This is a genomic window from Enterobacter sp. JBIWA003 (genome assembly GCF_019968825.1).
GTDB classification, from domain to species: Bacteria; Pseudomonadota; Gammaproteobacteria; order Enterobacterales; family Enterobacteriaceae; genus Enterobacter; species Enterobacter quasiroggenkampii.
Genome location: NZ_CP074170.1, coordinates 3,492,332 through 3,517,280, shown reverse-complemented (window position 1 = coordinate 3,517,280; position 24,949 = coordinate 3,492,332). Strand labels below are relative to the sequence as shown.

At 54.3% G+C, this 24,949-nt stretch carries 23 protein-coding genes and 1 tRNA gene; 20 read left to right on the top strand and 4 right to left on the bottom strand.

Annotated features, from left to right (window positions below; all coding sequences use genetic code 11):
* The first annotated feature begins 71 nt into the window (after positions 1–71).
* The 9 genes from tssJ to KGP25_RS16790 all read left to right on the top strand — a co-directional run bounded on the left by tssJ (position 72) and on the right by KGP25_RS16790 (position 11,060).
* Positions 72–599, top strand: coding sequence for a type VI secretion system lipoprotein TssJ (tssJ, locus tag KGP25_RS16830; protein ID WP_223539320.1), 528 nt, complete (start codon positions 72–74; stop codon positions 597–599).
* 4 nt (positions 600–603) lie between these two features.
* Positions 604–3,135 (top strand): type VI secretion system Vgr family protein, encoded by a 2,532-nt coding sequence (gene vgrG / locus KGP25_RS16825; RefSeq protein WP_223539319.1) that lies wholly within the window; start codon positions 604–606, stop codon positions 3,133–3,135.
* Complete coding sequence (locus KGP25_RS16820) at positions 3,135–4,424, top strand: VRR-NUC domain-containing protein (protein ID WP_126534695.1); 1,290 nt, start codon at positions 3,135–3,137, stop codon at positions 4,422–4,424. The genes vgrG and KGP25_RS16820 overlap by 1 nt, the downstream gene beginning before the upstream one ends.
* Positions 4,425–4,433: 9 nt before the next feature.
* Complete coding sequence (locus tag KGP25_RS16815; RefSeq protein WP_126534694.1) at positions 4,434–5,651, top strand: DUF3396 domain-containing protein; 1,218 nt, start codon at positions 4,434–4,436, stop codon at positions 5,649–5,651.
* A 23-nt stretch (positions 5,652–5,674) separates the two neighbouring features.
* The gene (locus tag KGP25_RS16810) at positions 5,675–6,889 is read left to right on the top strand and encodes a DUF3396 domain-containing protein (RefSeq protein ID WP_223539318.1); all 1,215 of its coding nucleotides are present in this window, start codon (positions 5,675–5,677) and stop codon (positions 6,887–6,889) included.
* A gap of 2 nt (positions 6,890–6,891) precedes the next feature.
* Positions 6,892–7,341, top strand: coding sequence for a type VI secretion system baseplate subunit TssE (tssE, locus tag KGP25_RS16805; protein ID WP_126534692.1), 450 nt, complete (start codon positions 6,892–6,894; stop codon positions 7,339–7,341).
* Positions 7,342–7,355: 14 nt separating this feature from the next.
* The gene (locus KGP25_RS16800) at positions 7,356–7,826 is read left to right on the top strand and encodes a hypothetical protein (protein ID WP_126534691.1); all 471 of its coding nucleotides are present in this window, start codon (positions 7,356–7,358) and stop codon (positions 7,824–7,826) included.
* Positions 7,827–8,431: 605 nt separating this feature from the next.
* Complete coding sequence (locus KGP25_RS16795) at positions 8,432–9,676, top strand: GIY-YIG nuclease family protein (RefSeq protein WP_126534689.1); 1,245 nt, start codon at positions 8,432–8,434, stop codon at positions 9,674–9,676.
* A gap of 46 nt (positions 9,677–9,722) precedes the next feature.
* Positions 9,723–11,060 (top strand): VasL domain-containing protein, encoded by a 1,338-nt coding sequence (locus KGP25_RS16790; RefSeq protein ID WP_223539317.1) that lies wholly within the window; start codon positions 9,723–9,725, stop codon positions 11,058–11,060.
* A 49-nt stretch (positions 11,061–11,109) separates the two neighbouring features.
* Here the strand turns inward: KGP25_RS16790 and KGP25_RS16785 are convergent.
* Together KGP25_RS16785 and KGP25_RS16780 are read right to left on the bottom strand one after the other, a co-directional pair.
* Positions 11,110–11,181 (bottom strand) — tRNA-Arg (locus KGP25_RS16785).
* A 75-nt stretch (positions 11,182–11,256) separates the two neighbouring features.
* Positions 11,257–12,186: a formate/nitrite transporter family protein gene (locus KGP25_RS16780; protein ID WP_045908749.1), complete on the bottom strand. Its 930-nt coding sequence runs from the start codon at positions 12,184–12,186 to the stop codon at positions 11,257–11,259.
* A gap of 315 nt (positions 12,187–12,501) precedes the next feature.
* On the opposite strand from KGP25_RS16780, the gene mlaA reads away from it, so the two are divergent.
* The gene (gene mlaA / locus KGP25_RS16775; RefSeq protein WP_023336447.1) at positions 12,502–13,254 is read left to right on the top strand and encodes a phospholipid-binding lipoprotein MlaA; all 753 of its coding nucleotides are present in this window, start codon (positions 12,502–12,504) and stop codon (positions 13,252–13,254) included.
* Positions 13,255–13,298: 44 nt separating this feature from the next.
* Here mlaA and fadL read toward each other — a convergent pair whose 3' ends face one another.
* Complete coding sequence (gene fadL, locus KGP25_RS16770) at positions 13,299–14,582, bottom strand: long-chain fatty acid transporter FadL (RefSeq protein ID WP_045908748.1); 1,284 nt, start codon at positions 14,580–14,582, stop codon at positions 13,299–13,301.
* Between the two features lie 372 nt (positions 14,583–14,954).
* On the opposite strand from fadL, the gene KGP25_RS16765 reads away from it, so the two are divergent.
* From KGP25_RS16765 to sixA, 4 genes are all read left to right on the top strand, one after another.
* Complete coding sequence (locus KGP25_RS16765; protein WP_023336445.1) at positions 14,955–15,239, top strand: YfcZ/YiiS family protein; 285 nt, start codon at positions 14,955–14,957, stop codon at positions 15,237–15,239.
* 246 nt (positions 15,240–15,485) lie between these two features.
* On the top strand, positions 15,486–16,796 hold the full coding sequence (gene fadI, locus KGP25_RS16760) for an acetyl-CoA C-acyltransferase FadI (protein WP_021241580.1): 1,311 nt from the start codon (positions 15,486–15,488) through the stop codon (positions 16,794–16,796).
* A complete protein-coding gene (gene fadJ, locus KGP25_RS16755; RefSeq protein ID WP_223539316.1) occupies positions 16,796–18,943 on the top strand; it encodes a fatty acid oxidation complex subunit alpha FadJ in 2,148 nt (715 codons plus the stop codon). Before fadI ends, fadJ begins: the two co-directional genes overlap by 1 nt.
* Before the next feature lie 209 nt (positions 18,944–19,152).
* A complete protein-coding gene (sixA, locus tag KGP25_RS16750; RefSeq protein ID WP_032623034.1) occupies positions 19,153–19,638 on the top strand; it encodes a phosphohistidine phosphatase SixA in 486 nt (161 codons plus the stop codon).
* A gap of 49 nt (positions 19,639–19,687) precedes the next feature.
* Here sixA and smrB read toward each other — a convergent pair whose 3' ends face one another.
* Positions 19,688–20,239, bottom strand: a complete 552-nt coding sequence (gene smrB / locus KGP25_RS16745) for an endonuclease SmrB (RefSeq protein WP_008502613.1) — start codon at positions 20,237–20,239, stop codon at positions 19,688–19,690.
* 145 nt (positions 20,240–20,384) lie between these two features.
* Here smrB and prmB point away from each other — a divergent pair, with 145 nt between their 5' ends.
* Genes prmB through KGP25_RS16715 form a run of 6 tightly spaced genes read left to right on the top strand, consistent with a single transcriptional unit; the run spans position 20,385 to position 24,933 of the window.
* Positions 20,385–21,317, top strand: coding sequence for a 50S ribosomal protein L3 N(5)-glutamine methyltransferase (gene prmB, locus KGP25_RS16740; RefSeq protein ID WP_008502612.1), 933 nt, complete (start codon positions 20,385–20,387; stop codon positions 21,315–21,317).
* 60 nt (positions 21,318–21,377) lie between these two features.
* Complete coding sequence (gene aroC, locus KGP25_RS16735) at positions 21,378–22,463, top strand: chorismate synthase (protein WP_223539315.1); 1,086 nt, start codon at positions 21,378–21,380, stop codon at positions 22,461–22,463.
* 2 nt (positions 22,464–22,465) lie between these two features.
* A complete protein-coding gene (gene mepA / locus KGP25_RS16730; protein WP_069720435.1) occupies positions 22,466–23,290 on the top strand; it encodes a penicillin-insensitive murein endopeptidase in 825 nt (274 codons plus the stop codon).
* Positions 23,290–24,099: a sulfite exporter TauE/SafE family protein gene (locus tag KGP25_RS16725; RefSeq protein ID WP_045908744.1), complete on the top strand. Its 810-nt coding sequence runs from the start codon at positions 23,290–23,292 to the stop codon at positions 24,097–24,099. Before mepA ends, KGP25_RS16725 begins: the two co-directional genes overlap by 1 nt.
* On the top strand, positions 24,099–24,644 hold the full coding sequence (locus KGP25_RS16720; protein WP_223539314.1) for an elongation factor P hydroxylase: 546 nt from the start codon (positions 24,099–24,101) through the stop codon (positions 24,642–24,644). The genes KGP25_RS16725 and KGP25_RS16720 overlap by 1 nt, the downstream gene beginning before the upstream one ends.
* A gap of 13 nt (positions 24,645–24,657) precedes the next feature.
* Positions 24,658–24,933: a YfcL family protein gene (locus tag KGP25_RS16715; protein ID WP_008502607.1), complete on the top strand. Its 276-nt coding sequence runs from the start codon at positions 24,658–24,660 to the stop codon at positions 24,931–24,933.
* The last annotated feature ends 16 nt before the right edge of the window (positions 24,934–24,949 follow it).

Sequence of the window (24,949 nt, the reverse complement as noted above, 5' to 3'; positions counted from 1 at the left end):
CAGAATGCAATACCCAATACCAGACACATTCAACACGCCCCTGTTTCTGAACGCTGAAAAGGACTCCACGAATGACTTTCGCTTCCCTGTTGCGCAGCGCCGCACTGATGCTGCTCTGTTCCCTTTTGACCGCATGTGGCCTGACTCAGGCCGTGTCGGACGGCACTGTCAGCGCAACCAGAGCCATTTTCTACAAAAAAATAAAGGTGCTGCGCCTGGACTTTGAGCCGCGTGCGGCCATCAACGCAGATGAAAGCCAGGCGCCGCTTGCCACCATGGTGCAGGTTTACCAGCTCCGGGACCGCCAGAAGGTGGATGCGGCCGAATACCAGAAACTGCTGCGCGATGCGGATAACACCCTTAAAGAGGACATTGTCGCCAGCAAGTCTCTGCTGGTGATGCCCAAAGGCAGCGTGACGCTCAATATGCCGATGAACGAAGAGGCGAAATTTGTGGCGGTGGTGGGGCTGTTTAATCGGCCGGATATCAAAAACAACACCTGGAAGCTGGTACTGAGCCGCGACGACCTCGACCCGGACAAGCCGCGCACCATCCAGCTCAACAGCACCGGGCTGACCCTGGTTCCGGTGAAGGAGTAAACCCATGGACACCACCCTCGATAACTGGCTGGCGCTGTTTGACGGGCAGACCCGCTACCGCTTTGAGATAAACGACAGCATCCTGAAGCCGGATGTGCTGAACCTCCACGGTCGGGAAGCGCTGAATGCACCGTTCAAATGGCGCATTGAGTTCACCACGCCGCAGAAAGGCATCAGCCGTCAGGATGCGATGCTGAAGTATGCCACCCTCAGCATGCTCAGTGGCAGAGTCGTGCAGGGTATCATTACCGGCTTTGAGGTCCTCAACGAAACCGTGGACCAGACGCATTTCGCCGTAACGCTTTCATCGCGCCTGGCACTGCTTGCCCATACCCGCCGCTGCGCGGTCTGGCAGAATGTTTCGGTACCGGAACTGGTGGCGCAGGTCCTGCGCAGCCACGGGCTGGAAGGAGCAGATTTTGAATTCCGGCTGGAACGGACTTACCCGGTCCGCGAACTGATCACCCAGTGGCGGGAAACGGACCTGCAGTTTATGCAGCGGATCCTTGCTGAGGTCGGTATCTGGTTCCGTACCGGAGTGAACACCGCTACCGGGCTGGACACCGTAACCTTTGCCGACAGCCAACTGCAGTATCAGTTTAATGTTCAGCTGCCGTACCGGGAGCCATCAGCGCTGTATGACGGCGCGGTTGAGGCGGTGTGGGATGCGCGGGTATGGCACAACACTATCACCGGCAGGGTGTCCACCCGGGATTACAACTACCGTACGGCCGGTACGCCGATGGATGCACTGGTCAGCGTCAGAAACGAGGCGGCCACTACCGGCGAACATTACCGCTATCTTGCCCCTTATCGTGAAGCGGGCGATAACACCACCTCTGAGCCGGAAACCGAAAGCGGGGCGTTTTACGCCCGCATTAATCATGAACACGCCCTCAATAATGCCATTCGCCTGCACCTGTTCAGTAACGCCAGCCACCTGACGCCGGGGATGGTGCTGGAGACCGGCGACAGTGATGTGCCGGACCTGAAAGAGGGGATGGTCATTACGCTGACCACGTTCTCCGCGGCCCGGGACACCCGTCTGCACGTTTCCGTGTGGGGCATGCCCTACAGCGAGCAGTTTTGCTTCAGACCCGAGCCTGTACCACGTCCGCTGATTGCCGGGACCCTGACGGCCCGCGTCGAGAGCGATGAGAAGAACGCACCGTATGCCCATCTGGACGAAACGGGGCGTTACCGGGTGAAGCTGGACTTCAGCCGTGAAGACGCAGAGCCCGGTTATAACTACCTGTGGATACGCCAGGCCAAACCGTACGCCGGGGAAACGTACGGCTGGCACACGCCGCTGACTGACGGCACCGAAGTGGGGATTGCCTTTGATGGCGGCGACCCGGACCGCCCGTATATCGCCCATGCGTTCCATGATTCTGAACATCCGGACGTGGTCACCCGGGACAACCGCAGCCAGAACATCCTGCGCACCGCAGGTCAGAACGAACTGCGAATGGAAGACCTGCGCCAGAGCGAGCATATTGCGCTCAGTACCCCGTTCGGGGCTACGGCGCTGAATCAGGGCCATATCGTTGACGCAGGGAACGAACCACGGGGAACCGGCTTTGAGCTGCGCACCGATGAGTTCGGGGTTATACGTGTGGCGAAGGGGTTGCTGGTCACCGCTGATGGCAAAGTGCACGGCGAAGGCGATGTGCTGGATATGGACGTGGCTCTCAGAGAGATTGAGACCGTCCGGACGCAAATCGAGGGACTGGCCACAGCCACCCGACAGGCGAAAGCCCTCGAAGCTGATATCGCCAGCCAGCAGGCAATGTTCGCCACACGGCTGAAAACTCTCAATGAGATGCTTCACTTTTCAGCACCCGAGGGGATGGCTTTTACCAGCGCAGAGCATCTGCAGCTGGCGGCCACTGACAATATTGCCCTGAATGCCGGTGGTGATATCAGTGTCGGGACCCAGGGGCATATCGCCGGACTGGCGGGCGACAGCGTGGGAATGTTTGCTCAACACGGCAAGCTGAGCCTGATTTCGGCTCAGGGGCCGGTACAGTTTCAGGCGCAGAACGGCGTGATGCACCTGAGCGCGGAGCAGAAACTGACCCTTATCTCTGCCAGAGAGATTCTGCTGGCCGGGAAGAAGCGAATACGTCTGGTGGGGGGCGGGAGCTCCCTCCTCATCGAGCAGGGGCAAATCAAGTACGAGACGGCGGGGACTTACATCCGCAAGGCCAGACGACTGGATACAGAAGGTGGGAGCAGCCAGCCACTTGTTTTCCCTGAGATGGGCATTTCACATGCCTATTCTGCTGTTTATCAGTTGCAGGATGAGAAGGGCAGGCTCCTTGCAGGAAGACCCTATCACCTGAAGACCCCTTCCGGGCAGGAAGCGAGCGGATTCAGTGATGCAGAAGGCCGGACCGTAGTGATATATACCCGTGAGCAGGAAGCCGTAGACCTGCATATCGTACCGGACAAGCCGCAGCCGGAAGAGTCTATGTGGTTTATCGGTGATGGCGACCAACAGCAACTGACAACCGAATACAGGGAGGATGCGTAATGGAACTGCCCGATTTACCCGATACCCCGGGCGTTGACATTCCCACCGGGACCAATAATCAGCCGTGGGACTGTACGACTACCGGCGTTGAGATGATCGAGAAACAGACGCGCTTACCGACAACCAACAACCGCCAGTATCTGCATATCAAAGTAGAGTACGCGATGCGTTTTCCACGGTTGTCGGCGGAAATTCGTCGCAACGGTAAAAGTTACCGGATGAGCCTCAAACAATTGATGCTCAGCGGGCTTATCCGAATCGATGAAATCAAGCGCGATTACCGGTGGTGGTACAAAGCCGAAGTTTCGTTTGATATGCGCACCACTCCGCCACGCCCGTTTCTCAGCAGCACGTTACTGAGTGAAGGTGCTGGCAGGCGGCACACCACCAACCCCTTCCCGGTACCGGGTAAGGGGATTTACCGTCGTCCGGATGTCATTATTGTAAAAAACATGAATGATCGCTGGCCGGGGCTTGCTGGGACGGATGCGGAAGGCCAGATGCATGCTGATAATCTGGAGCGACTGGTGGAAGTAAAGTTTCCGGGGGACAAACTTGACCAAGAACAGTACGAAGATTACATGATAATTGTTGGGGGATATGGTAACGAGGAACGCATGACCATTCTGGAGATCCACGATTGTCGGCCCGAGGAGCAGCAGTGGAGCGATCAGGTGGTCAATGTGACGATGAAAGCCTGGAAGACCAGCGGGGCGAAATACTGGCCGCTGTTCCTGTACCCACCCATTTTCACCCCACGCCCACCGGCAATTCCGGTGCCGGCGAAAATTGAGCCCTGGACGTATGCTAGGAAATCCGTGGCTGACCTCAGTGAGGGGGCTGTCAACAATATCGCAGCCGGCTGGCATGCACTCTCAGAAGAGATGCAGCAAAAGCTCGGCCAGGCTGCGGGCTGGCTAAACGACAGCGGAGAATGGGTATACTCCCAGGGGCATCAGGCATGGCGCTGGGTCAGTCAGACGGGACGCGCAGCGGCTTCATGGACGGATGAACAGCTTCGGGCTGCGTGGCTTAAAATCCAGCAAGCCACCGATATGACGCTGGATATGTTGAAACAGGTCGACTGGGTACAGGTACTGACGGATGTTGCTGTCACCGTTGGCGTGGTGCTTGTCACCGTAGGTGTGGGGGCGTTGGTGTTGACGTTAGGTGTCCCGGAAGTTTTTCTGGCCGCGTTTTTGTTGATTATTCGTCTGGCGATAACTGCCTGGGAAGCGCTGGCAGCGGTTCTGGGAGCCGGAACCGTCGGTGCGCTGGCAACCCAATAAGGAAAGATTATGGAACTGAATGATTTAGAAATGAATTATATTGAAAAATGGTTGCCAGAAGCGTCGGTGAAGTACAAGGACGGCAGTCAGGCAGTAAATCTTGGCCTGATAATTACCGTTTTTTTTAAGGATGGTCATACACCAGAAGTGCGCCAGAAGATGGTGGAGTGTGTGGATCGTTTTTATGATCAATTTAAATCTTATCTGAAGAAAACGGTATATAGAAAAAAATGGACAGGAATTACGGGAAATAACTACCAGAAAAAAAGGCAAGAAATTCTGGATGCAACGCCAGAAGAGATTTTCTCATGGTATTTGGGGAGTTCAGAGAAAGACTATCATGCCCCTGACTATGAAATTATCATTATGGGGAAAAGGATATTCCATAATGACAGTAATCGTTCTGTTATCAAACTGACATTCCCGCTAACGATGTTAAAAGAATCGGATGGTAAAGAGCGTTACCAGTCCTGGTTAATGTGGCTGTGTAATACTTTTGCCGTTGAAAGTGGTTATGCTGGTCTGTCATTTGTTCTTCCTTACGAATTTCACCGGATGTTCCCTTATGAATATAAACTGGCTCAGCGCTTTCCCGGCGTGATGGTGGATTCTATTGGCACCCTTGAAGGCTCCGGGGCTGCAATCAGCCTGAAAGGGGCTTGTTGGTTCACTATCCTGGGCAATCCCTGGCTGGAAAAACTTGGCGGTGAAGAGAAACTGGCTCATCGACTGAAGAACACACCAGAGATTGAACTGCTGCCGTATGATGGAGGCCTTATTCTCAAGGCTGGAGCACTACCGCCTGGTCTGGGTGAGACACAAACTGAAGCATTACCGCCCTTACTGGTGAAAGTAAATCAGATAATTAAGCCTGTACGATTTAACGGTTCACGCTCTCTACATTTCTACTCTGAACATGAAAACTTCCAGTTTGATAAAGAATCCACAATGAAGTGGTACAGACGCTTCGATGAAGCCAGTGCTGCGCTGGATAAAGACGATGAAGGTCAGTCCTGGGAGCCGGTCAGGATCACCTGCTGGAGTGGCGAAACATCACCGTTTGACGGTCGATGGGCCTCCATTGTTAACGGGGCGACGCAGTACACCCAAACCCGCGTTGGGCAGATTATGCCGCAGTATGAAGATAAGCATGGTCAGAAGCACCCGGCTCGTTGGTCACTGCTGGAGAGGGATGACGGAGGGAGTGTGTTTACTATTGAAGATTAATATTGGTAAAGGAACTATTGGGAATGGAACTAAATTATATTGAGCAGTGGCTACCGGAAGCGTCCGTGAAGTACAAGGATGGCAGCCAGGCGGTAAACCTTGGGCTGATAATTACCGTATTTTTTAAAGAGGGTCATACGCCAGAAGTCCGCCGTAAGATGGTGGAGTGTGTTGATCGCTTTTACACCGAATTTAAATCGAACCTGAAAAAGACAGTGTCTGGTAGCAAATGGGTTGGGATCACGGAAAATAACTATCAGAAAAAAAGGCAACAACTCTTAGACTTAACTGAAGAAGAAACCGCTTCTTGGTACATGGGGAGTGCGGAGAAGGACTACGAAGCGCCGGACTACAGTATCCTGGTGATGAATACACGAATTTTCCATAATGATAATGATCGTTCTGTCATCAAGTTAACTTTTCCTTTCTCTCTGCTGAAAGAGCCTGATGGGAAAAACCATTATCAGGCCTGGCTAATGTGGTTGTGTGAATCATTTGCCGTTGAGAGTGGTTATGCCGGCCTGTCGTTTGTGCTGCCTTACGAATTTCACAGGATGTTCCCTTACGAATACAAACTTGCACAGCGCTTTCCGGGCGTGATGGTGGATTCTATCGGCACACTTGAAGGATCCGGGGCTGCAATCAGCCTGAAAGGGGCTTGTTGGTACACTATTCTGGGCAATCCCTGGCTGGAAAAACTTGGCGGTGAAGAGAAACTGGTTCATCGACTGAAGAACACTCCAGAGATTGAACTGCTGCCATATGATGGGGGCCTGATTCTCAAGGCTGGATCGATACCGCCTGGCCTGGGAGAGACGCAAACAGAAGACTTACCGCCCTTACTGGTGAAAATAAACCAAATAATTAAGCCTGTTCGCTTTGATGGAACACGCTCTCTGCATTTCTACTCTGAACATGAAAACTTCCAGTTTGAGAAAGAATCCACAATGAAGTGGTACAGACGCTTCGATGAAGCCAGTGCAGCGCTGGATAAAGAAGATGAGGGTAAGTCTTGGGAGCCGGTCAGGATCAACTGCTGGAGTGGTGAAAAATCCCCGTTCGACGGTCGATGGGCCACCATTGTTAACGGGACAACGCAATACGTCCAAACTCGCGCCGGAGAGATTATGCCGGAGTTTGAAGATAAGCATGGCCAGAAGCACAGGGCCAGTTGGTCATTGCTGGAAAGGGATGATGGCGGCAGCGTGTTTGACATAGCTCCTGATGAGGGAAATTGATCATGCCGCGCAATTCTCCCTCATTATGCGAGATGCTTTACGGTAATTTTGTTGGCGATCTCGATCTCCAGCATATCAGTGAAGAAAATCAGGTCATCCTGTCGGTGCTGGATAATATGCAGCGGATCCTTAACTGCCGTGCAGGCACACTGGCGCATTTGCCGGACTACGGTCTGCCGGATATGACCACCATCCTACAAGGGCTTCCCGGCACCGCACATAAGCTAATGTCGACGCTGTCTGCGGTCTTGTTGAAATATGAGCCCCGTCTGAAATCCATTGATGTCGTACTGCTTGATCAGGAAATACCGGGTGAGCTGCGCTACGCCATAGATGCAGAACTTAGCGGTGTTGGTCTGGTGCGCTATGGCACTGAGTTTATGCCGGAGGGACGAGTAATGTTACGCCATCTTAAGCAACAGCAGTATATCGACACTGCAACCCATCTGTAAGGCCAGAGAGCATCATGTCAGTAAAATCACAGTTTCTTGATAAATTGCAGACCAGACAGTCTGCTCCGGCTTCATCTGTCAGTAAGAGTCAGGCCGATATAGCTGAGTTTTGCCTGCGAATGACGCAACTTAAGGAGCAGATGGACGTGTGGCTCGAAAGTACCGGACTAAGCGTGGAAGCGTACAGTACATCCGTTACGGATCTGCTGGTGAAGAACGGGACTTTTGAGATTACCGCCCTCGTTCTGCGTATCGACGACCGGTCTGTAAAATTTGTGCCGGCGTTCCTTTATGGTCAGGGTGTGACCGGGTGCGTGGAGGCGACCTTCCATGATGGGAGACATACGACTTCACTGGGACGTTTATTCATGCGGTCAGGAATGGTGAACAACTGGACCTTTATTCCGCCTGGTGTTTTATCCCGCCCAGGGCAGGGTTTTGATGAGAGCACTTTTTTTGGTTTGATTCTGGTGCTCCTTCCATAGTGCAACCGGAATGAGCAATAGCTATATATTTTTTTGCCTGCCAGTCATTGCATAATTACCTGGCGAAACAGTTAATAGCTGACGGAGAACATAGCCACAAAATTACGAAATAAATTACGGATATGGAAATGAGAAAATTAATCTTCCTTCTGGTTTCAGGGATTTTTTTTACAGCACAGGCTGATGCTGCGCGTGGAAGGCAGCCCTGTTCCGGTTCAAAGGGTGGTATAGCGCACTGCACATCGGATGGACGCTTTATCTGTAATGACGGGAGTCTGAGTCAGTCAAAACGATTCTGTTCCGGGTATGGTTCTTCAGAAACCAGCAATCCGGTAAGACCGTCCACTTCCACCCGCAAAGCTAAGACGAAAAAAGTGACAACGGCGAAAAAGCAGGACCCGCAACGTGTTGAAGAGAACGACGAACCGGTCAGTACCCAACCCCGACAGCCCACATGCGCGCCCCTCTATATGGCCAGTAAGCCCGGATATACCCATTTACCGATTTGTTCAGGGAATCAGTATTAATCGGATATGGCAAAGATTCCCTGCCCGTTGTAAAGATTAAATAGTCAGGATTAAAAGAAGAAAGGAAAGAAATAAAATATGGCACGAAGAAAAAAAGATGACAATGCTGCGGGTATTATTCTGGTTATTATTGGCGTCGTTGTCTGGGGTATTTATGTTGCGGTAAGAGCATTAATCAATATTAATGAGCGATTTATTGAATCTGTGTCGAATCCGGCCGGAATCATCGGTCTGTTCTTTGGTTTACTGATAGCCGTTGCGTTGATAATCCGGGTTTTCATTTACCGGGGTTTCCGGAAGAAAACAGCAGAACTCGAGCTGGCCATGTCGGACCTGGCCCAGAAAGCGAAAGCCTTTGACGAAACGGTTAGTACTGAAGTGGCTCGTGGCCTGTATCAGGAAAAGAAAGAGCTTTCCGGTCAGTGGGATGACTTTCACAATGCCAGAAATAAAGCCTCCCGGGCACTACAGCGTATTGTGGACTCCGCGTATAAATTCAAAGTCAAAACTCTGCTTTCCGGCACCACGGTAAATAACTGGCAAAGCAAGTACGACCAGCTCAGAAAAGAGAGAGACGCTTATACTGCTATAAGCGAGAAAATTACCTTTCTGGAACTGGAAGATAATGCCGACTGGGAAGGCGTAAAACAGCAGTTTCTGAATAAGGTAGCTCTGCTGGAAAAAGCGCAGGAAGAAAAAGAATATCAGGCTGAGCTCAAGCGTCAGATGCGGGAAGAGAAACAGCGTCAGGATGAACTGGAGCAGCAGCAGCGCGAAGCGGAAGAGGAGGAGCAACGCCTTGCTGAGCATCAGCGTTTACTGGAAGACGCTCTGCTCGCCGCTGAAGGTGCGCACCGGGAAGAGCTGGAAAGACAGCGTCTGGAGCTGGAGCAGAAAATCCAGGACGTGCATCAACAGTATGAACGCGCCAAATCCATGGCCCAGCTCACGAAGCAGGGACACGTATATGTGATTTCGAATATTGGCTCCTTCGGTGAAAACGTATTTAAAATCGGTATGACCCGACGACTGGAGCCTATGGAGCGCGTGAAAGAACTGAGCGGAGCAGCCGTGCCGTTTGATTTTGACGTCCATGCCATGATTTCCTGCGATGACGCCCCTGCGCTTGAAAAGACGTTACATGACCATCTGGAACGCTACCGGATTAACCGAATTAATCTGCGCAAGGAGTTTTTCCGGGTAGAGATTAGTCGAATTATCGATGAGGTGGAGCGTCACCACGGGCAGGTTGAATATATTGCTGACCCGGTGGCGCTACAGTATCTGCAGAGTCTCGAATACGCAGAAAGCGAAGCCGCATAAACGTTAATTTCGTCTGGTTCAAGCCACATCAAATGGATATATGGTCATGAATGATATCATCCCACGTAAAATTAAAACCGGCGGCGACCCGCGCACGCTGCCAGATTACGCTGCTCTCCGCGATGAACTCAGCAAGCTGACGCATCCTGCTCGCCCGGATGTAAACTGGCAATATGTCGAAAAACGCTGTCTCTCTCTGTTTGAACAAAACGGTGTGGAGTTGCAGACTGCGGCCTGGTACACCCTTGCCCGGACTCACCTGTCTGGATTGGCTGGCCTGAACGAAGGGCTGGCGATTCTGGAGGCCCTGATTAGCCATCAGTGGGACGTTTTCTGGCCGAAGACGCTACATACTCGTCTGGAAATCCTTACCGGCCTGAGCCAGCGCCTGCAGCAGCGCATGCGTATGCTTCCACTCAACAACAGCCATCTAAGTGAGCTTTACAGTGCTGAAGCGTTGCTTACCCGGCTGAGTTCGGTGCTCCAGCGCCTTGAACTGAAACACCTAAGCCAGTTCGATACGTTACGAACAATGATACGTTCGAATGCTGAACGGCTGGAAAGCAGTAATGACGCATCAGATCTGAATGCACGCATGATGCCCGGTTGCGAAATACCTCAGGAAAGGGCAGAGCCGGTTGACGACGTGAAATGGGTCTATATTGTGCAGCCGGAAAATCAGCCTGATGCAGAGGGGCTTACGACAGCGCACGGGTCGGTCAGACCATGGAAGCCCTTTGTCGCCGGGATGTGTTCTATGCTGGTGGTCTGCGTCGCCGCGGCATGGGGAGGGGGCTTTCTGTCCAGACCCGATCCCTTAACGACTCAGGCTGTTGCCTCGCTGGCGCCGTTACCTGAAGCGCTTACACCTGCTCAGCAAGAGGCGTTAGCACAGCGAGGCACTTTACCGTCCACGTTTATTAGAGAAACGCAGCAGCAGCTTGCCCGACTGGATAAGCTGCCCCCTGACTGGAATATTTCCTACAGCCTTCAGCTGTTAGCGCAACTCCAGACGGTGCGGCCGGAGGAGGCAAAGCCGCTTGCCGTGCAGTGGCAGCAAAAATTTAACGCGGCAGTGTTGCCTGCTGAGGCCATGAACAGCTGGTATCAGGGAATGATGAAGCTTCAGCAACTGAGCCACCGGCTGAGTAATCTGGATGAGCAAAAGGGAAAATATATCACGGTGAGTGAGCTTAAATCGGTGGTTTTTTCGGCTATACAGTCATTTAACCAAACAATACCGGCTGAAGAACAACTCAGACGCCTGTCACAGCATCCAACAGGAGGTGTGCTTCCTGAAGCCGAAAAGACCCAGCTGGAGTTGCGTCTTAAACAGCTGGCAACGCGTTACGCTCAAATAAAACGGGATTCTTCTTCGCAGTGAATTCTGGGGTGGACAGGCGAATGTGTTCAACAACGCGTGGAGGTCAAAGTGTCCCCTGCAGGAATCGAACCTGCAACTAGCCCTTAGGAGGGGCTCGTTATATCCATTTAACTAAGGGGACGAGGCGGCACGAGTATAGCCTTATTTACACTATGCGTTAAGCGCATCGCCGCCTGACTGCTCAAAGAGTCACCATTCAGGACGATTTTTTTGTCGATTTATCATCATTTTCCCGCGCCTTAAGCTCAGCTTTGCGTTTGTTCGACATGTCGTTACGGATTTGGGCATGACTTAACAGCGCGAAGATAAACGTTCCGCCGCAGATGTTACCCGCCAGCGTCGGTAGGGCGAACGGCCAGAAAAAATCGCTCCAGTGAAGCGTACCGTTAAAGACCAGATACAGTATTTCAACGGTACCGACCACGATATGCGTGGTATCAGCCAGCGCAATCAGCCAGGTCATCAATATAATCACCACAATTTTGGCACTTCCTGCAGAAGGAAACATCCAGACCATTGTGGCGATGATCCACCCGGAGATGATGGCATTCGAGAACATCTCCACTGGCGTGTTTTTCATCACATCCATGCCGATTTTTACAAACGCGTCCCGGGTGGGTTCATCAAAGATCGGCATGTATTCAAACGCCCAAGCCGCGATGCCTGTGCCGATGATATTACCCAGCAGGACGACGCTCCACAGACGCATCAATAAACCGAAGTTGCCGAGGGTAGGGTTTTGCATTACCGGCAGAACGGCGGTCACCGTGTTCTCGGTAAACAGCTGCTGGCGGGCCATAATGACAATCACAAAGCCGAAGGTATAGCCGAGATTCTCGAGTAAAAATCCGCCGGGTACGCCTTCCAGCTGAACATGAAATATCCCTTTGGCGAGCAGAGATGCGCCCATTGAGAGCCCAGCGGCGATAGCTGACCAGAAGAGGGCCATGGCATCGCGCTCCATCTCTTTTTCACCGTCCTGGCGGATATGCTCGTGGATGGCCATCGCGCGGGAAGGCAGGCGATCTTCATCAATTTCTATTTTCTCGCCGCGCGCTTTCTCCTCGCTTTCAATTTCAATTTCCTCATTGCTCTCGCCAATTTTTTCTTCGCCCACTTCTTTCATATCTGCTCCCGGAGGTTGATCTTTCTGTTAAGCGTAGCGGCTTTTGTCGGGATGCCTGTGGGGATGCTCTTAAATTGGCGGCAATGACAACAAAGGTGATACATCTCTTTCAAAGACATTATAAAATTGCCAGCGAAACGAATTCCAAAAGCCAGGCTATGCTGAGATCAGAGTCACGGTGGTTACTGCCCGTAATTGTGCTCATAGACATCGGTAAACGTGCTGTTACAATCGCTTGCACGTTTACAGACGGAGCGTCAACGGCTCCGTTACGGATGGCAATCAACGATAGCCATACTGAACAGGGAGATATTTATGAAACTTCGGCTGTCGGCGCTTGCGCTGGGCGCGACGATGCTTGTGGGCTGCGCCAGCTCCGGGGAGCAAACGGGACGCTCCGATCCTCTCGAAGGATTTAACCGCTCCATGTATAGCTTCAACTACAACGTGCTGGACCCGTATGTGGTTCGCCCGGTGGCAGTGGCATGGCGCGATTATGTTCCACAACCCGCGCGTAACGGGTTAAGTAACTTTACCAGTAACCTCGAAGAGCCTGCGGTAATGGTGAACTACTTCCTGCAGGGCGACCCGTATCAGGGGATGGTGCACTTTACCCGCTTCTTCCTGAACTCCATTCTGGGGATGGGCGGCTTTATTGACGTCGCTGGCATGGCGAACCCGAAACTGCAGCGTGAACAGCCGCACCGTTTTGGTAGTACGCTGGGGCATTATGGCGTCGGCTACGGCCCTTACGTTCATCTGCCGTTCTATGGCAGCTTCACCGTGCGTGATGATGGCGGTGATATGGTCGATACGCTGTATCCGGTTCTGTCGTGGCTGACCTGGCCGCTGTCGGTAGGTAAATGGACGGTGGAAGGGATTGAAACCCGTGCGCAACTGCTCGACTCTGACGGTCTGCTGCGCCAGTCTTCTGACCCGTACATTATGGTGCGTGAAGCGTACTTCCAGAATCATGACTTTATTGCCAACGGCGGTAAGCTGAAGCCGGAAGAAAATCCAAACGCGAAGGCTATTGAAAACGAACTAAAAGATATCGATTCCGAGTAAATAAAAAAGGTGAGCAATGCTCACCTTTTTTGATTCCAGTACGATTAGAACGCGTAGTTGAAGTTCGTACCGAACAGCCAGGCTTTACCTTCAGAGGTAAACTCGTAAGGGCCTTCCTGGAACGTGACTTTCTGACCGTGCATATAAGAAACGCCCGCATCGATGGATGCATTCTCGTTGAACGCATATGTCGCGCCAGCACTTAACCAGAAGCGGTCCTGATCCGGAATGGAAATAGAACGCTTGTCTGCCGGAACCGGGCTGTCGTCAAATGCGATACCGGAGCGGAAAGTCCAGTTTTTATCGTAGTAGTAGGTGGTACCCAACGCAATACGATAGGCGTCGTGGAAGCTTTCGTCCTTATAGAACAGCGTTTGACCATTGGTTCCGGTCGCTTTCAGCTCCTGGAACTGGCTCCAGCTGGTATAGGCCAGGCTATAGTGGATCGCCCATTGAGGTGCAACGCGGTTGTAACCGGACACTTCCCACATTTCTGGCAAATGCAGTGACAGTGAACCTGGAACGGTCTGGTTTGACGTTCCCCAAGGAATGGTGGTACCCGCACCAGGAACCAGGTTGTTCACCGGCTTCAGGATGCCGCTCTTGTAATCGCCGTCGAAGTCAATTTTCACTTCGGAACGATAGGTCAGACCCCAACGGTTGTTTTTGTCCAGCTCGTACAGGATACCGGCGTTCCAGCCATAGCCCCACTCATCACCTTCAAGACTGGCAATTTTATTGCTGTTTTTTGGCAGGCGAGCAGTTTGCTCTCCGGAGTAACGTTCAATTTTGGCATCGGCGTAGACGGCATCAAAGCCCAGACCAAAGCTCCAGTTATCGTTCAGGCGATAAGCACCGCTCAGGTTCAGGTTCAGCGTAGTAAGGTCTGTTTTACCGCCGTATTCACCAGCCGGATAGTTGCTATTGAACTCGGTAGCAAGGCCGTAGTTAGAGGTTACGGATGCTCCCCAGCCAAACTGTTCATTGATAGGTGCAACGAAGTGCAGGTTAGGGACCCATGCTGTTGGGGCAATATTATCCGCTTTAAGGCTCGCACCAGTGAAAGGCGACTTGCCTGAAATATTGACATCAGGATCGATATAAACCGCACCAGCAGAGAAGGTCGGACGATCAAACATCATGATCAATGCAGGGTTACGACTCGCGTTACCCGCATCATCCGCAATCGCACCTTCCCCCGAATACGCGCGGCCAAGGCCAGAGGAAGAAAATTCGTTTAACTGAAAGCCCGCTGACCATGCGGAAGTGGAGACGAGTGCCACTGCGACTGCCAGCGCAGTCTTGTTGAACAGGGTTTTCTGGCTCATGACCATAACCTCATTGAGTTATTTTTATTCAATAATTGTTACATACCGTAACAGGAGCGCGAAGTGTAGGGTCTGAGGTATGACAGACAAATCAGACCAGTGGCCAGAGTATAGGTCCGACCAGCCTGAATGTTGCAAGTTTGTTTATTAATATTTTCAAACATGTTTCGTGAAACGAGATCTGGTTGGCAAAATTGTGACCATCGCGACTCACCCAAAAGGGTGGTTTTTGTTTTAGATCATTTTTTAGTGTGATATTGGTCACTTATCCGATTTTGCGCCATTAACGGCTGGAGAGAGCCCGAGCCGGGGCGTAAAATAGCAGCATCGTGTTTATCTCGCGCGCTGCGCGAATACAGAGGAAATTGAGCTATGAGTAAATGCAGTGCTGATGAAACCCCGGTTTGCTGCTGTATGGATGTTGGGACCATCATGGACAACACCGATTGCACCGCGTCTTACAGCCGTGTGTTCACCAACCGCGCCGAAGCGGAAGAGACCCTGGCCGCGCTGAGCAAGCGTGCGCGTGATGTTGAATCCGATCCGTGTGAAATCAAGTCGACCTTTACCGAAGTGGAAGGCGGCGTGAAGCTGGACATCGACTTTGTTTTCGCCTGCGAAGCAGAAACGCTGATTTTCCAGCTGGGTCTGCGTTAATCCTTTTTGCCCGGCGGCGCTTCGCTTGCACGGGCCTACGATCGTGTAGGCTGGGTAAGGCAACGCCGCCACCCGGCAACATACTGCACAAATGCCCCTACCATGCAGGGGCATTTTCTTTTTCTTCTCTGTGTTTTAGCTCGCATTTTTTCGTTTCCCCGATTGGCTGAATGTAAAAAAATGGTTAAGACTGTTATCAGGTCAGACCACTTTGCGTTTGCGAAAATTTTTTTACAGGGGAGTGTTATGAGTCAGGCATTACCGCTTATTACCCGTCAGGGCGATCGCATTGCCATAGTCAGTGGATTGCGCACGCCATTTGCGCGTCAGGCAACGGCGTTCCATGGCATACCAGCCGTCGACCTGGGGAAAATGGTAGTGGGGGAGATGCTGGCTCGCAGCGAAATTCCGCCTGAGGTCATCGAACAGCTGGTTTTTGGCCAGGTCGTGCAGATGCCTGAAGCCCCCAACATCGCGCGGGAAATCGTCCTCGGTACCGGGATGAATGTTCATACCGACGCCTACAGCGTCAGCCGCGCCTGCGCAACCAGTTTCCAGGCCGTGGCGAACGTCGCCGAAAGTCTGATGGCGGGTACCATTCGCGCCGGGATAGCGGGTGGAGCGGACTCCTCTTCGGTACTGCCGATTGGGGTCAGTAAAAAGCTGGCGCGTATCCTGGTCGATGCCAACAAAGCCCGCACGACGGGTCAGAAGCTCAAACTCTTCTCGCGTTTACGTCTGCGCGATCTGATGCCTGTTCCCCCTGCCGTAGCGGAATATTCCACTGGCCTGCGCATGGGCGATACCGCCGAGCAGATGGCGAAAACCTACGGCATTACCCGTGAACAGCAGGATGCGCTGGCGCATCGCTCGCATCAGCTTGCGGCAAAAGCCTGGTCGGAAGGCAAGCTGACCGACGAGGTCATGACCGCCTACATTCCGCCCTATCGCGAACCGCTTGCGGAAGATAACAATATTCGCGGCACCTCAACGCTGGCGGATTACGCCAAACTGCGCCCGGCGTTTGACCGCAAGCACGGCACCGTGACGGCGGCAAACAGTACGCCGCTGACGGACGGGGCTGCCGCCGTGATCCTGATGACGGAATCCCGTGCGAAGGAGCTGGGCATTACTCCCCTGGGCTATTTACGCAGCTATGCCTTCACCGCCATTGACGTCTGGCAGGACATGCTGTTAGGTCCGGCGTGGTCCACGCCGCTGGCGCTGGATCGCGCGGGGCTGACGCTGGCTGATTTAACCCTGATTGATATGCACGAAGCGTTTGCCGCGCAAACCCTGGCAAACGTCCAGCTGCTGGCAAGCGAGCGTTTCGCACGTGATGTGCTGGGCCGCGCCCATGCCACAGGCGAAGTGGATCAGAGTAAATTCAACGTGCTGGGCGGCTCTATCGCCTACGGTCATCCGTTTGCCGCCACCGGCGCGCGAATGATCACGCAAACATTACATGAACTCCGTCGCCGTGGCGGCGGGTTTGGCCTTGTAACCGCCTGTGCGGCGGGCGGCCTTGGCGCAGCAATGGTTCTGGAGGCTGAATAATGGATATGCCATCTGCATTTAATCTGACGGTTCGCCTCGATAACGTGGCCGTTATCACTATTGATGTGCCTGATGAAAAGATGAATACCCTGAAGGCCGAATTTGGCGTTCAGGTGCGCGCGATGCTAAAGCAGATCCGCGACAACAAAGCCATTCGCGGTCTGGTGTTTATCTCTGCCAAACCCGACAACTTTATAGCCGGGGCGGATATTAACATGATCGCCCGGGCGCAAAGCGCGCTGGAGGCCGAAGAGCTGGCGCGTCAGGGCCAGCAGGTGATGGCGGAGATCAACAGCCTGCCGATCCCGGTTATCGCCGCGATCCACGGGGCGTGTCTGGGCGGTGGGCTGGAGCTGGCGCTGGCCTGCCATAGCCGTATATGTACCGACGATCCGAAAACCATTCTGGGCCTGCCGGAAGTGCAGCTGGGGCTGCTGCCTGGCTCCGGCGGAACGCAACGTCTGCCGCGCCTGGTGGGCGTCAGCACGGCGCTGGAGATGATCTTAACCGGTAAACAGCTGCGTGCCCGTCAGGCGCTGAAAGCCGGTCTGGTCGATGACGTCGTGCCGCAGTCCATTTTGCTGGAGGCCGCCGTTGAGCTTGCGCTGAAAGGGCGTCAGGCAAGACGTCCTCTGCCGGTTCGCGAGCGCGTGCTGGCCGGCCCGCTGGGCAGAACGCTCCTGTTCAACATGGTGGGCAAAAAGACCGAACAAAAGACCAAAGGCAATTACCCGGCGGCAAAGCGGATCCTGGACGTGATCGAAACCGGGCTGTCGCAGGGCAGCAGCAGCGGCTATGCCGCGGAGGCCAAAGCCTTTGGCGAACTGGCGATGACGCCGCAGTCACAGGCGCTGCGCAGCATATTCTTCGCCAGCACTGAGGTGAAAAAAGACCCGGGAAGCGAGGCATCGCCTGCGCCGCTGCGTGCCATTGGCGTGCTGGGTGGGGGGCTTATGGGCGGCGGTATCGCTTTTGTTACCGCAAGCAAAGGCAAATTGCCTGTACGCATCAAAGACATTAATCCTAAGGGAATCAACCACGCGCTGCAGTACAGCTGGCAGAACCTTGATCAAAAGGTCAGGCGCCGCCATATCAAGGCAAGCGAGCGTGATAAAACCCTGGCGATGATCTCCGGTACAACGGATTACAGCGGTTTTGCGCACCGCGATCTGGTGATTGAAGCCGTGTTTGAGGATCTGGCGCTTAAGCAGCAGATGGTGGCAGACGTTGAGCAGCATTGCGCCCCGCATACCATTTTTGCCTCCAACACGTCGTCATTACCGATTGGCGATATCGCGGCGAAAGCCGCGCGTCCGGAGCAGGTGATCGGACTGCACTTCTTTAGCCCGGTAGAAAAAATGCCGCTGGTGGAAGTTATTCCACATGCCACCACCAGTCCGCAAACCATCGCCACGGTAGTCAAACTTGCGAAGAAGCAGGGTAAAACGCCGATCGTGGTCGCAGACAAAGCCGGCTTCTACGTCAACCGCATTCTGGCGCCGTATATTAATGAAGCCATGCGGCTGCTGACGGAAGGCGAGAAGATCGAGCACGTCGACGAGGCGCTGGTAAAATTTGGGTTCCCCGTGGGCCCAATCCAACTTTTGGATGAGGTGGGAATAGACACCGGCACTAAAATTATACCTGTACTAGAGGCGGCTTATGGCGATCGTTTTAGCCCGCCTGCAAACATTGTTTCTGCAATTTTGAAGGACGATCGCAAAGGCAGAAAAAATGAACGCGGTTTCTATCTTTACGGCGCGAAAGGGCGTAAAAGCAAGAAACAGGTCGACCCTTCGGTTTATGGGCTTATTTCGACCACCGGTCAGGGAAAACTGTCCGCCGTTCAGTGCGCTGAACGCTGCGTGATGATGATGCTCAATGAAGCGGCGCGCTGCTTTGGTGAGCAGGTAATCAAAAGCGCGCGCGATGGCGACATCGGCGCGGTATTTGGCATTGGTTTCCCGCCGTTCCTTGGCGGCCCGTTCCGTTACATGGATACGCTCGGCGCGGGTGAAGTGGTTGCTATCCTGCAACGTCTGGCTTCGCAATATGGTCCACGCTTTACACCGTGTGACGAATTATTGCAGATGGCGGAACGGGGCCAGACATTTTGGCCTGCAAGGGAAACTGTCCTCGTAAGCTGAGGTCAAAGAAGGGTAAATCCTGAGGTGAATGAACCTGTTCTGGCGATTTTGTAAACAGAGATTGACTATACTTACGCCATTGAGGTAAAAAACAGCGTTTCATTCACCGAATGGATCAGGCACAATGCCCGGCCATCGGGTTTTCTACCTCTCAGCATTTATCGCGGGTAGTTAACGCCGGTGATTCTGGTTAACAAAAGCGGTGCAATATGCAAGTTTTTATCATGCGTCACGGCGACGCGGCACTCGATGCCGCCAGTGACTCAGTACGTCCTTTGACCGTGTGTGGCTGCGACGAATCTCGTCAGATGGCGACCTGGCTTAAAGGTCAAAAAGTGGACATCGAACGTGTTCTGGTGAGTCCGTTCCTGCGTGCTGAACAGACGCTGGAGGTGGTAGGGGAGTGTATGAACCTGCCTGCCAGCGTGGATGTTCTTCCTGAACTCACCCCCTGTGGCGATGTAGGCCTTGTCAGTGCCTATCTTCAGGCGCTGTGCAATGAAGGTGTTGCGTCCGCGCTGGTCATTTCCCACCTGCCACTGGTTGGCTATCTGGTATCTGAGCTGTGCCCGGGCGAGACTCCGCCGATGTTCACGACATCCGCCATTGCCAATGTGTCTCTGGACGAAACGGGTAAAGGTGTCTTTAACTGGCAAATGAGTCCGTGCAACCTGAGGATGGCAAAAGCCATCTGACGTGACGTGTGATTGTGCGGGGGCGCAAAACAGGCCTCCCGCCGTCCTGTCAGGGTAATTCTGGCGGCTGCCACTCTTCCACTTCAATCAACACCAGCAATGCGGCATCTCCGCCGTACTCTTTGGGTGCCTGATGAAACGCCATCACGTGTGGATGCTGAGCCAGCCACAGCGGCGTCTGCTGCTTGAGGATATGCTTACCGTGGCCGTGCATCACGCAGGCGCAAAAAACATGTTCGCGGCGACAGGCGGCGATCAATGCCCCCAGCTCCTGTTTTGCCTGCATCTGCGTTAAACCGTGCAGATCGAGAAACAGCTCCGGTGAATAATCTCCGCGACGTAACTTTTTCAGTTCAAAATGGCTGACGTCTTCGCGCACGTACTTCACAGCACCTTGCGTATTGAGCAGCGGCTGAAATTCATCTGAAAAATAGTGGCTGTTATCCGCCTGCTCCTGCAGCAGCCGTTTCACCGGGACTTCGCTGATTTTTTTACGCTGCGGGCGATGAACAATCGTGTCCTGCGCGATTTTCCGCGTCCCGGTCATTAGCTGGCGGAAGAGCGCCTGATCCTCCTCGCTGAGCGATGTTTTCTTTTTCATTCGTCATTCTCATCTCGTATTTCCGATAGTGTACCCGACTAAACGCATTTTTTAACCTCAAGCGGTACGCGTCATTGCTGATTTATCGCCGTCTTCATGGCAAACTAGCCGCCGAAAATTATGCGAGCATGCCCTGGAGGAAAGAGTGGATAAAATATTTGTCGATGAAGCAGTAAACGAGCTGCATACCATACAGGACATGTTGCGCTGGTCGGTTAGCCGCTTCAGCGCCGCCAATATCTGGTACGGACACGGTACCGACAACCCGTGGGATGAGGCCGTACAGCTGGTGCTGCCGTCACTCTATCTGCCGCTGGATATTCCGGAAGACATGCGCACCGCGCGCCTGACCTCCAGCGAAAAACACCGCATCGTTGAGCGCGTGATCCGTCGCGTCAACGAACGCATCCCGGTCGCCTACCTGACCAACAAAGCCTGGTTCTGCGGTCACGAGTTCTATGTCGATGAACGCGTGCTGGTGCCGCGCTCGCCGATTGGTGAGCTGATTAACAATCACTTTGAAGGCCTGATCGGCCATCAGCCGCAGCACATTCTGGATATGTGTACCGGCAGCGGCTGTATCGCGATTGCCTGCGCTTACGCCTTCCCGGAAGCGGAGGTCGATGCCGTCGATATCTCCACCGACGCGCTGGCCGTGACCGAGCACAACATTGAAGAGCACGGCCTGATCCATCACGTCACGCCAATTCGCTCCGATCTGTTCCGCGATCTGCCGACGCTGCAGTACGATCTGATCGTCACTAACCCGCCGTACGTCGATGCGGAAGACATGTCCGATCTGCCGAACGAATACCGTCACGAGCCGGAGCTGGGTCTGGCGTCAGGATCTGACGGCCTGAAGCTGACCCGCCGCATTCTGGCCTGCGCGCCGGATTATCTGACCGACGACGGCGTTCTGATTTGTGAAGTGGGCAACAGCATGGTACATCTGATAGAGCAGTACCCGGATGTGCCGTTCACCTGGCTTGAGTTCGACAACGGCGGTGACGGCGTCTTTATGCTGACCAAAGCGCAGCTGCTCGACGCGCGCGAACACTTCAGCATCTATAAAGATTAATCCAGCGGGCTTCGGCCCGTTTCACAACGCTCAAACACAAACAACAACATCGGAGCCGTGATGGCAGGAAACAGTATTGGACAGGTATTCCGCGTGACCACCTTTGGCGAGTCGCACGGGCTGGCGCTGGGCTGTATCGTTGATGGCGTACCGCCAGGCATCGAACTGACCGAAGCCGATTTGCAGCACGACCTCGACCGTCGTCGTCCGGGCACCTCTCGCTACACCACGCAGCGTCGCGAGCCGGACCAGGTCAAAATTCTCTCCGGCGTCTTTGAAGGACGCACTACAGGCACCAGCATTGGTCTGCTGATTGAAAACACCGATCAGCGCTCCCAGGACTACGGCACCATCAAAGACGTGTTCCGTCCGGGCCATGCCGACTATACCTACGAACAAAAGTACGGCTTCCGCGACTATCGCGGCGGTGGACGTTCTTCTGCGCGTGAAACCGCGATGCGCGTGGCGGCTGGTGCCATTGCCAAAAAATACCTGCAGCAGAAATTTGGCATCGTTATCCGCGGCTGTCTGACCCAGATGGGCGACATTCCGCTGGCGATCAAAGACTGGGATCTGGTCGAGCAAAACCCGTTCTTCTGTGCCGATGCCGACAAGCTGGACGCGCTGGACGAACTGATGCGGGGCCTGAAAAAAGAGGGCGACTCCATCGGGGCGAAAGTGACCGTGATGGCCGATGGCGTCCCGCCAGGCTGGGGCGAGCCGGTATTTGACCGTCTCGACGCCGACATCGCCCACGCGCTGATGAGCATCAACGCGGTGAAGGGCGTTGAGATTGGCGACGGTTTTGACGTGGTATCCCTGCGCGGTAGCCAGAACCGTGACGAGATCACGAAGGCGGGCTTCCAGAGCAACCACGCGGGCGGCATTCTGGGCGGTATCAGCAGCGGGCAGCAGATTATTGCCAACATCGCGCTGAAGCCAACCTCCAGCATTACCGTGCCGGGCCACACGATTAACCGCGATGGCGAAGAAGTTGAGATGATCACCAAAGGACGTCACGATCCGTGCGTGGGGATCCGCGCGGTGCCGATCGCAGAAGCGATGCTGGCGATCGTGCTGATGGATCACTTCCTGCGCCAGCGCGCGCAGAATGCGGATGTGACGACCACCATTCCACGCTGGTAAACATGAAAAAAACCGCAATTGCTCTGCTGGCGCTGTTGGCCAGTGGAGCCAGTCTGGCCGCGACGCCATGGCAAAAAATCACCCACCCGGTGGCGGGGAGCGCGCAGTCCATCGGCGCCTTTTCCAACGGCTGTATCGTCGGCGCGCAGGAACTTCCACTGCAATCAGACACCTATCAGGTGATGCGTACCGACCAGCGTCGCTATTTTGGCCACCCGGATCTGGTGCTGTTTATTCAGCGTCTTGGCAACCAGGTGCATAACCTGGGGCTGGGCACGATGCTGATCGGTGATATGGGGATGCCTGCCGGCGGGCGTTTTAATGGGGGACACGCCAGTCACCAGACCGGGCTGGATGTGGATATCTTCCTGCAGCTGCCGAAAGCGCGCTGGAGTTCAGCGCAGCTGCTGAAGCCGCAGGCGCTGGATCTGGTGGCGAGCGACGGCAAGCGCGTTGTGCCGTCCCTGTGGACGCGAGAGGTCTCCAGCATGATCAAGCTGGCGGCAGAAGATAACGACGTCACGCGGATTTTCGTCAACCCGGCCATCAAGCAGCAGCTCTGCCTGGATGCCGGAACGGACCGCGACTGGCTGCGCAAAGTGCGCCCGTGGTTCCAGCATCGCGCGCACATGCACGTTCGCCTGCGTTGCCCGGCGAACAGCCTGGAATGTGAAGATCAGCCGCTTCCGCCGCCAGGCGATGGCTGCGGTGCGGAACTGCAAAGCTGGTTTGAACCGGCAAAACCTGGAACCTCTAAGCCTGAGAAGAAGACACCGCCTCCGTTGCCGCCTTCCTGCCAGGCGCTACTGGATGAGCATGTACTTTAATGGATAATTTCGTCGATCTGTTTATGGTGTCACCGCTGCTGCTGGTGGTGCTGTTCTTCGTGGCCATGCTGGCCGGTTTTATTGATGCCCTTGCGGGCGGCGGTGGGTTATTAACCGTACCCGCGCTGCTGGCGGCGGGCATGAGCCCGGCGCAGGCGCTTGCCACCAACAAGCTGCAGGCCTGCGGCGGCTCGCTCTCGGCGTCGCTCTATTTTATCCGCCGCAAGGTGGTGAGCCTGGCCGACCAGAAGCTCAATATCCTGATGACCTTTATCGGTTCCACGTCGGGCGCGCTGCTGGTTCAGCACGTGCAGTCAGATATTTTGCGCCAGATCCTGCCGGTTCTGGTCATCTGCATCGGGCTTTATTTCCTGCTGATGCCGAAGCTCGGCGAGGAAGACCGCCAGCGTCGTCTGCACGGTCTGCCGTTTGCCCTGATTGCCGGGGGCTGCGTCGGCTTTTACGACGGTTTCTTCGGCCCGGGGGCGGGCTCGTTTTACGCGCTGGCGTTCGTGACGCTGGCCGGGTTTAACCTCGCCAAGTCGACCGCTCATGCCAAAGTGCTCAACGCGACGTCGAACCTCGGCGGCCTGCTGCTGTTTATCATTGGCGGCAAGGTCATCTGGGCAACCGGATTCGTCATGATGGCAGGGCAGTTCCTGGGCGCGCGCGCGGGTTCGCGTCTGGTATTAAGCAAAGGACAAAAGCTGATTCGACCGATGATCGTCATCGTCTCGGCCGTAATGAGCGCCAAACTTCTTTATGACAGCCATGGACAGGAGATCCTCACCTGGTTGGGGATGCATTAATGAACAGTACGCATAAATACGAACAGCTGATTGAGATTTTCGACAGCTGTTTTGCTGACGATTTTAATACCCGTCTGATTAAAGGCGACGACGAACCGATATATCTTCCTGCTGATGAAGAGGTTCCGTATAACCGCATCGTCTTTGCGCACGGCTTTTACGCCAGCGGTTTGCACGAAATTTCGCACTGGTGCATCGCCGGAAAAGCGCGTCGCGAGCTGGTGGACTTTGGTTACTGGTACTGCCCGGACGGGCGTGACGCCGCAACGCAGGGGCAGTTTGAGGATGTGGAAGTGAAGCCGCAGGCGCTGGAATGGCTATTCTGCGTCGCGGCGGGTTTCCCGTTCAACGTGAGCTGTGACAACCTCGAAGGCGACTTCGAGCCAGACCGTATCGTCTTCCAGCGCCGCGTGCATGCGCAGGTGATGGACTATCTTGAGAAAGGCATCCCGGAACGTCCGGCGCGCCTGATTGAGGCCTTACAGAATTATTACCACACGCCGGTGATCACGGCGGAATGCTTCCCTTGGCCGGAAGATCTTTAACAGAGGAAAGAAGATGATCGCAGAATTTGAATCACGCATTCTGGCGTTAATTGATGACATGGTGGAACACGCCAGCGATGATGAGCTGTTCGCCAGCGGTTATCTGCGTGGTCACCTGACGCTCGCGGTAGCTGAGCTGGAAGCAGGTGACGATCACTCTGCCGACGCTGTTCATGAGGAAGTGACCCGCAGTCTGGAGAAAGCCATTCAGGCCGGGGAACTTTCTCCGCGCGACCAGTCTCTGGTGCTGGGGATGTGGGACAACCTGTTCCAGCAGGCTAAACGCTAAGCCGCCGCCTTCTCTT

Excerpts from the sequence above, each read along its gene's own strand:
- smrB (WP_008502613.1), bottom strand. The coding sequence starts at position 20,239 with ATGAAAAAGAAAACATCGCTCAGCGAGGAGGATCAGGCGCTCTTCCGC.
- KGP25_RS16795 (WP_126534689.1), top strand. The coding sequence starts at position 8,432 with ATGGCACGAAGAAAAAAAGATGACAATGCTGCGGGTATTATTCTGGTT.
- fadL (WP_045908748.1), bottom strand. The coding sequence starts at position 14,582 with ATGAGCCAGAAAACCCTGTTCAACAAGACTGCGCTGGCAGTCGCAGTG.
- KGP25_RS16725 (WP_045908744.1), top strand. The coding sequence starts at position 23,290 with ATGGATAATTTCGTCGATCTGTTTATGGTGTCACCGCTGCTGCTGGTG.
- mepA (WP_069720435.1), top strand. The coding sequence starts at position 22,466 with ATGAAAAAAACCGCAATTGCTCTGCTGGCGCTGTTGGCCAGTGGAGCC.
- KGP25_RS16715 (WP_008502607.1), top strand. The coding sequence starts at position 24,658 with ATGATCGCAGAATTTGAATCACGCATTCTGGCGTTAATTGATGACATG.
- vgrG (WP_223539319.1), top strand. The coding sequence starts at position 604 with ATGGACACCACCCTCGATAACTGGCTGGCGCTGTTTGACGGGCAGACC.
- KGP25_RS16800 (WP_126534691.1), top strand. The coding sequence starts at position 7,356 with ATGTCAGTAAAATCACAGTTTCTTGATAAATTGCAGACCAGACAGTCT.
- tssE (WP_126534692.1), top strand. The coding sequence starts at position 6,892 with ATGCCGCGCAATTCTCCCTCATTATGCGAGATGCTTTACGGTAATTTT.
- KGP25_RS16790 (WP_223539317.1), top strand. The coding sequence starts at position 9,723 with ATGAATGATATCATCCCACGTAAAATTAAAACCGGCGGCGACCCGCGC.
- KGP25_RS16720 (WP_223539314.1), top strand. The coding sequence starts at position 24,099 with ATGAACAGTACGCATAAATACGAACAGCTGATTGAGATTTTCGACAGC.
- KGP25_RS16780 (WP_045908749.1), bottom strand. The coding sequence starts at position 12,186 with ATGAAAGAAGTGGGCGAAGAAAAAATTGGCGAGAGCAATGAGGAAATT.
- KGP25_RS16810 (WP_223539318.1), top strand. The coding sequence starts at position 5,675 with ATGGAACTAAATTATATTGAGCAGTGGCTACCGGAAGCGTCCGTGAAG.
- aroC (WP_223539315.1), top strand. The coding sequence starts at position 21,378 with ATGGCAGGAAACAGTATTGGACAGGTATTCCGCGTGACCACCTTTGGC.
- tssJ (WP_223539320.1), top strand. The coding sequence starts at position 72 with ATGACTTTCGCTTCCCTGTTGCGCAGCGCCGCACTGATGCTGCTCTGT.
- KGP25_RS16765 (WP_023336445.1), top strand. The coding sequence starts at position 14,955 with ATGAGTAAATGCAGTGCTGATGAAACCCCGGTTTGCTGCTGTATGGAT.
- fadJ (WP_223539316.1), top strand. The coding sequence starts at position 16,796 with ATGGATATGCCATCTGCATTTAATCTGACGGTTCGCCTCGATAACGTG.
- mlaA (WP_023336447.1), top strand. The coding sequence starts at position 12,502 with ATGAAACTTCGGCTGTCGGCGCTTGCGCTGGGCGCGACGATGCTTGTG.
- sixA (WP_032623034.1), top strand. The coding sequence starts at position 19,153 with ATGCAAGTTTTTATCATGCGTCACGGCGACGCGGCACTCGATGCCGCC.
- KGP25_RS16815 (WP_126534694.1), top strand. The coding sequence starts at position 4,434 with ATGGAACTGAATGATTTAGAAATGAATTATATTGAAAAATGGTTGCCA.
- KGP25_RS16820 (WP_126534695.1), top strand. The coding sequence starts at position 3,135 with ATGGAACTGCCCGATTTACCCGATACCCCGGGCGTTGACATTCCCACC.
- fadI (WP_021241580.1), top strand. The coding sequence starts at position 15,486 with ATGAGTCAGGCATTACCGCTTATTACCCGTCAGGGCGATCGCATTGCC.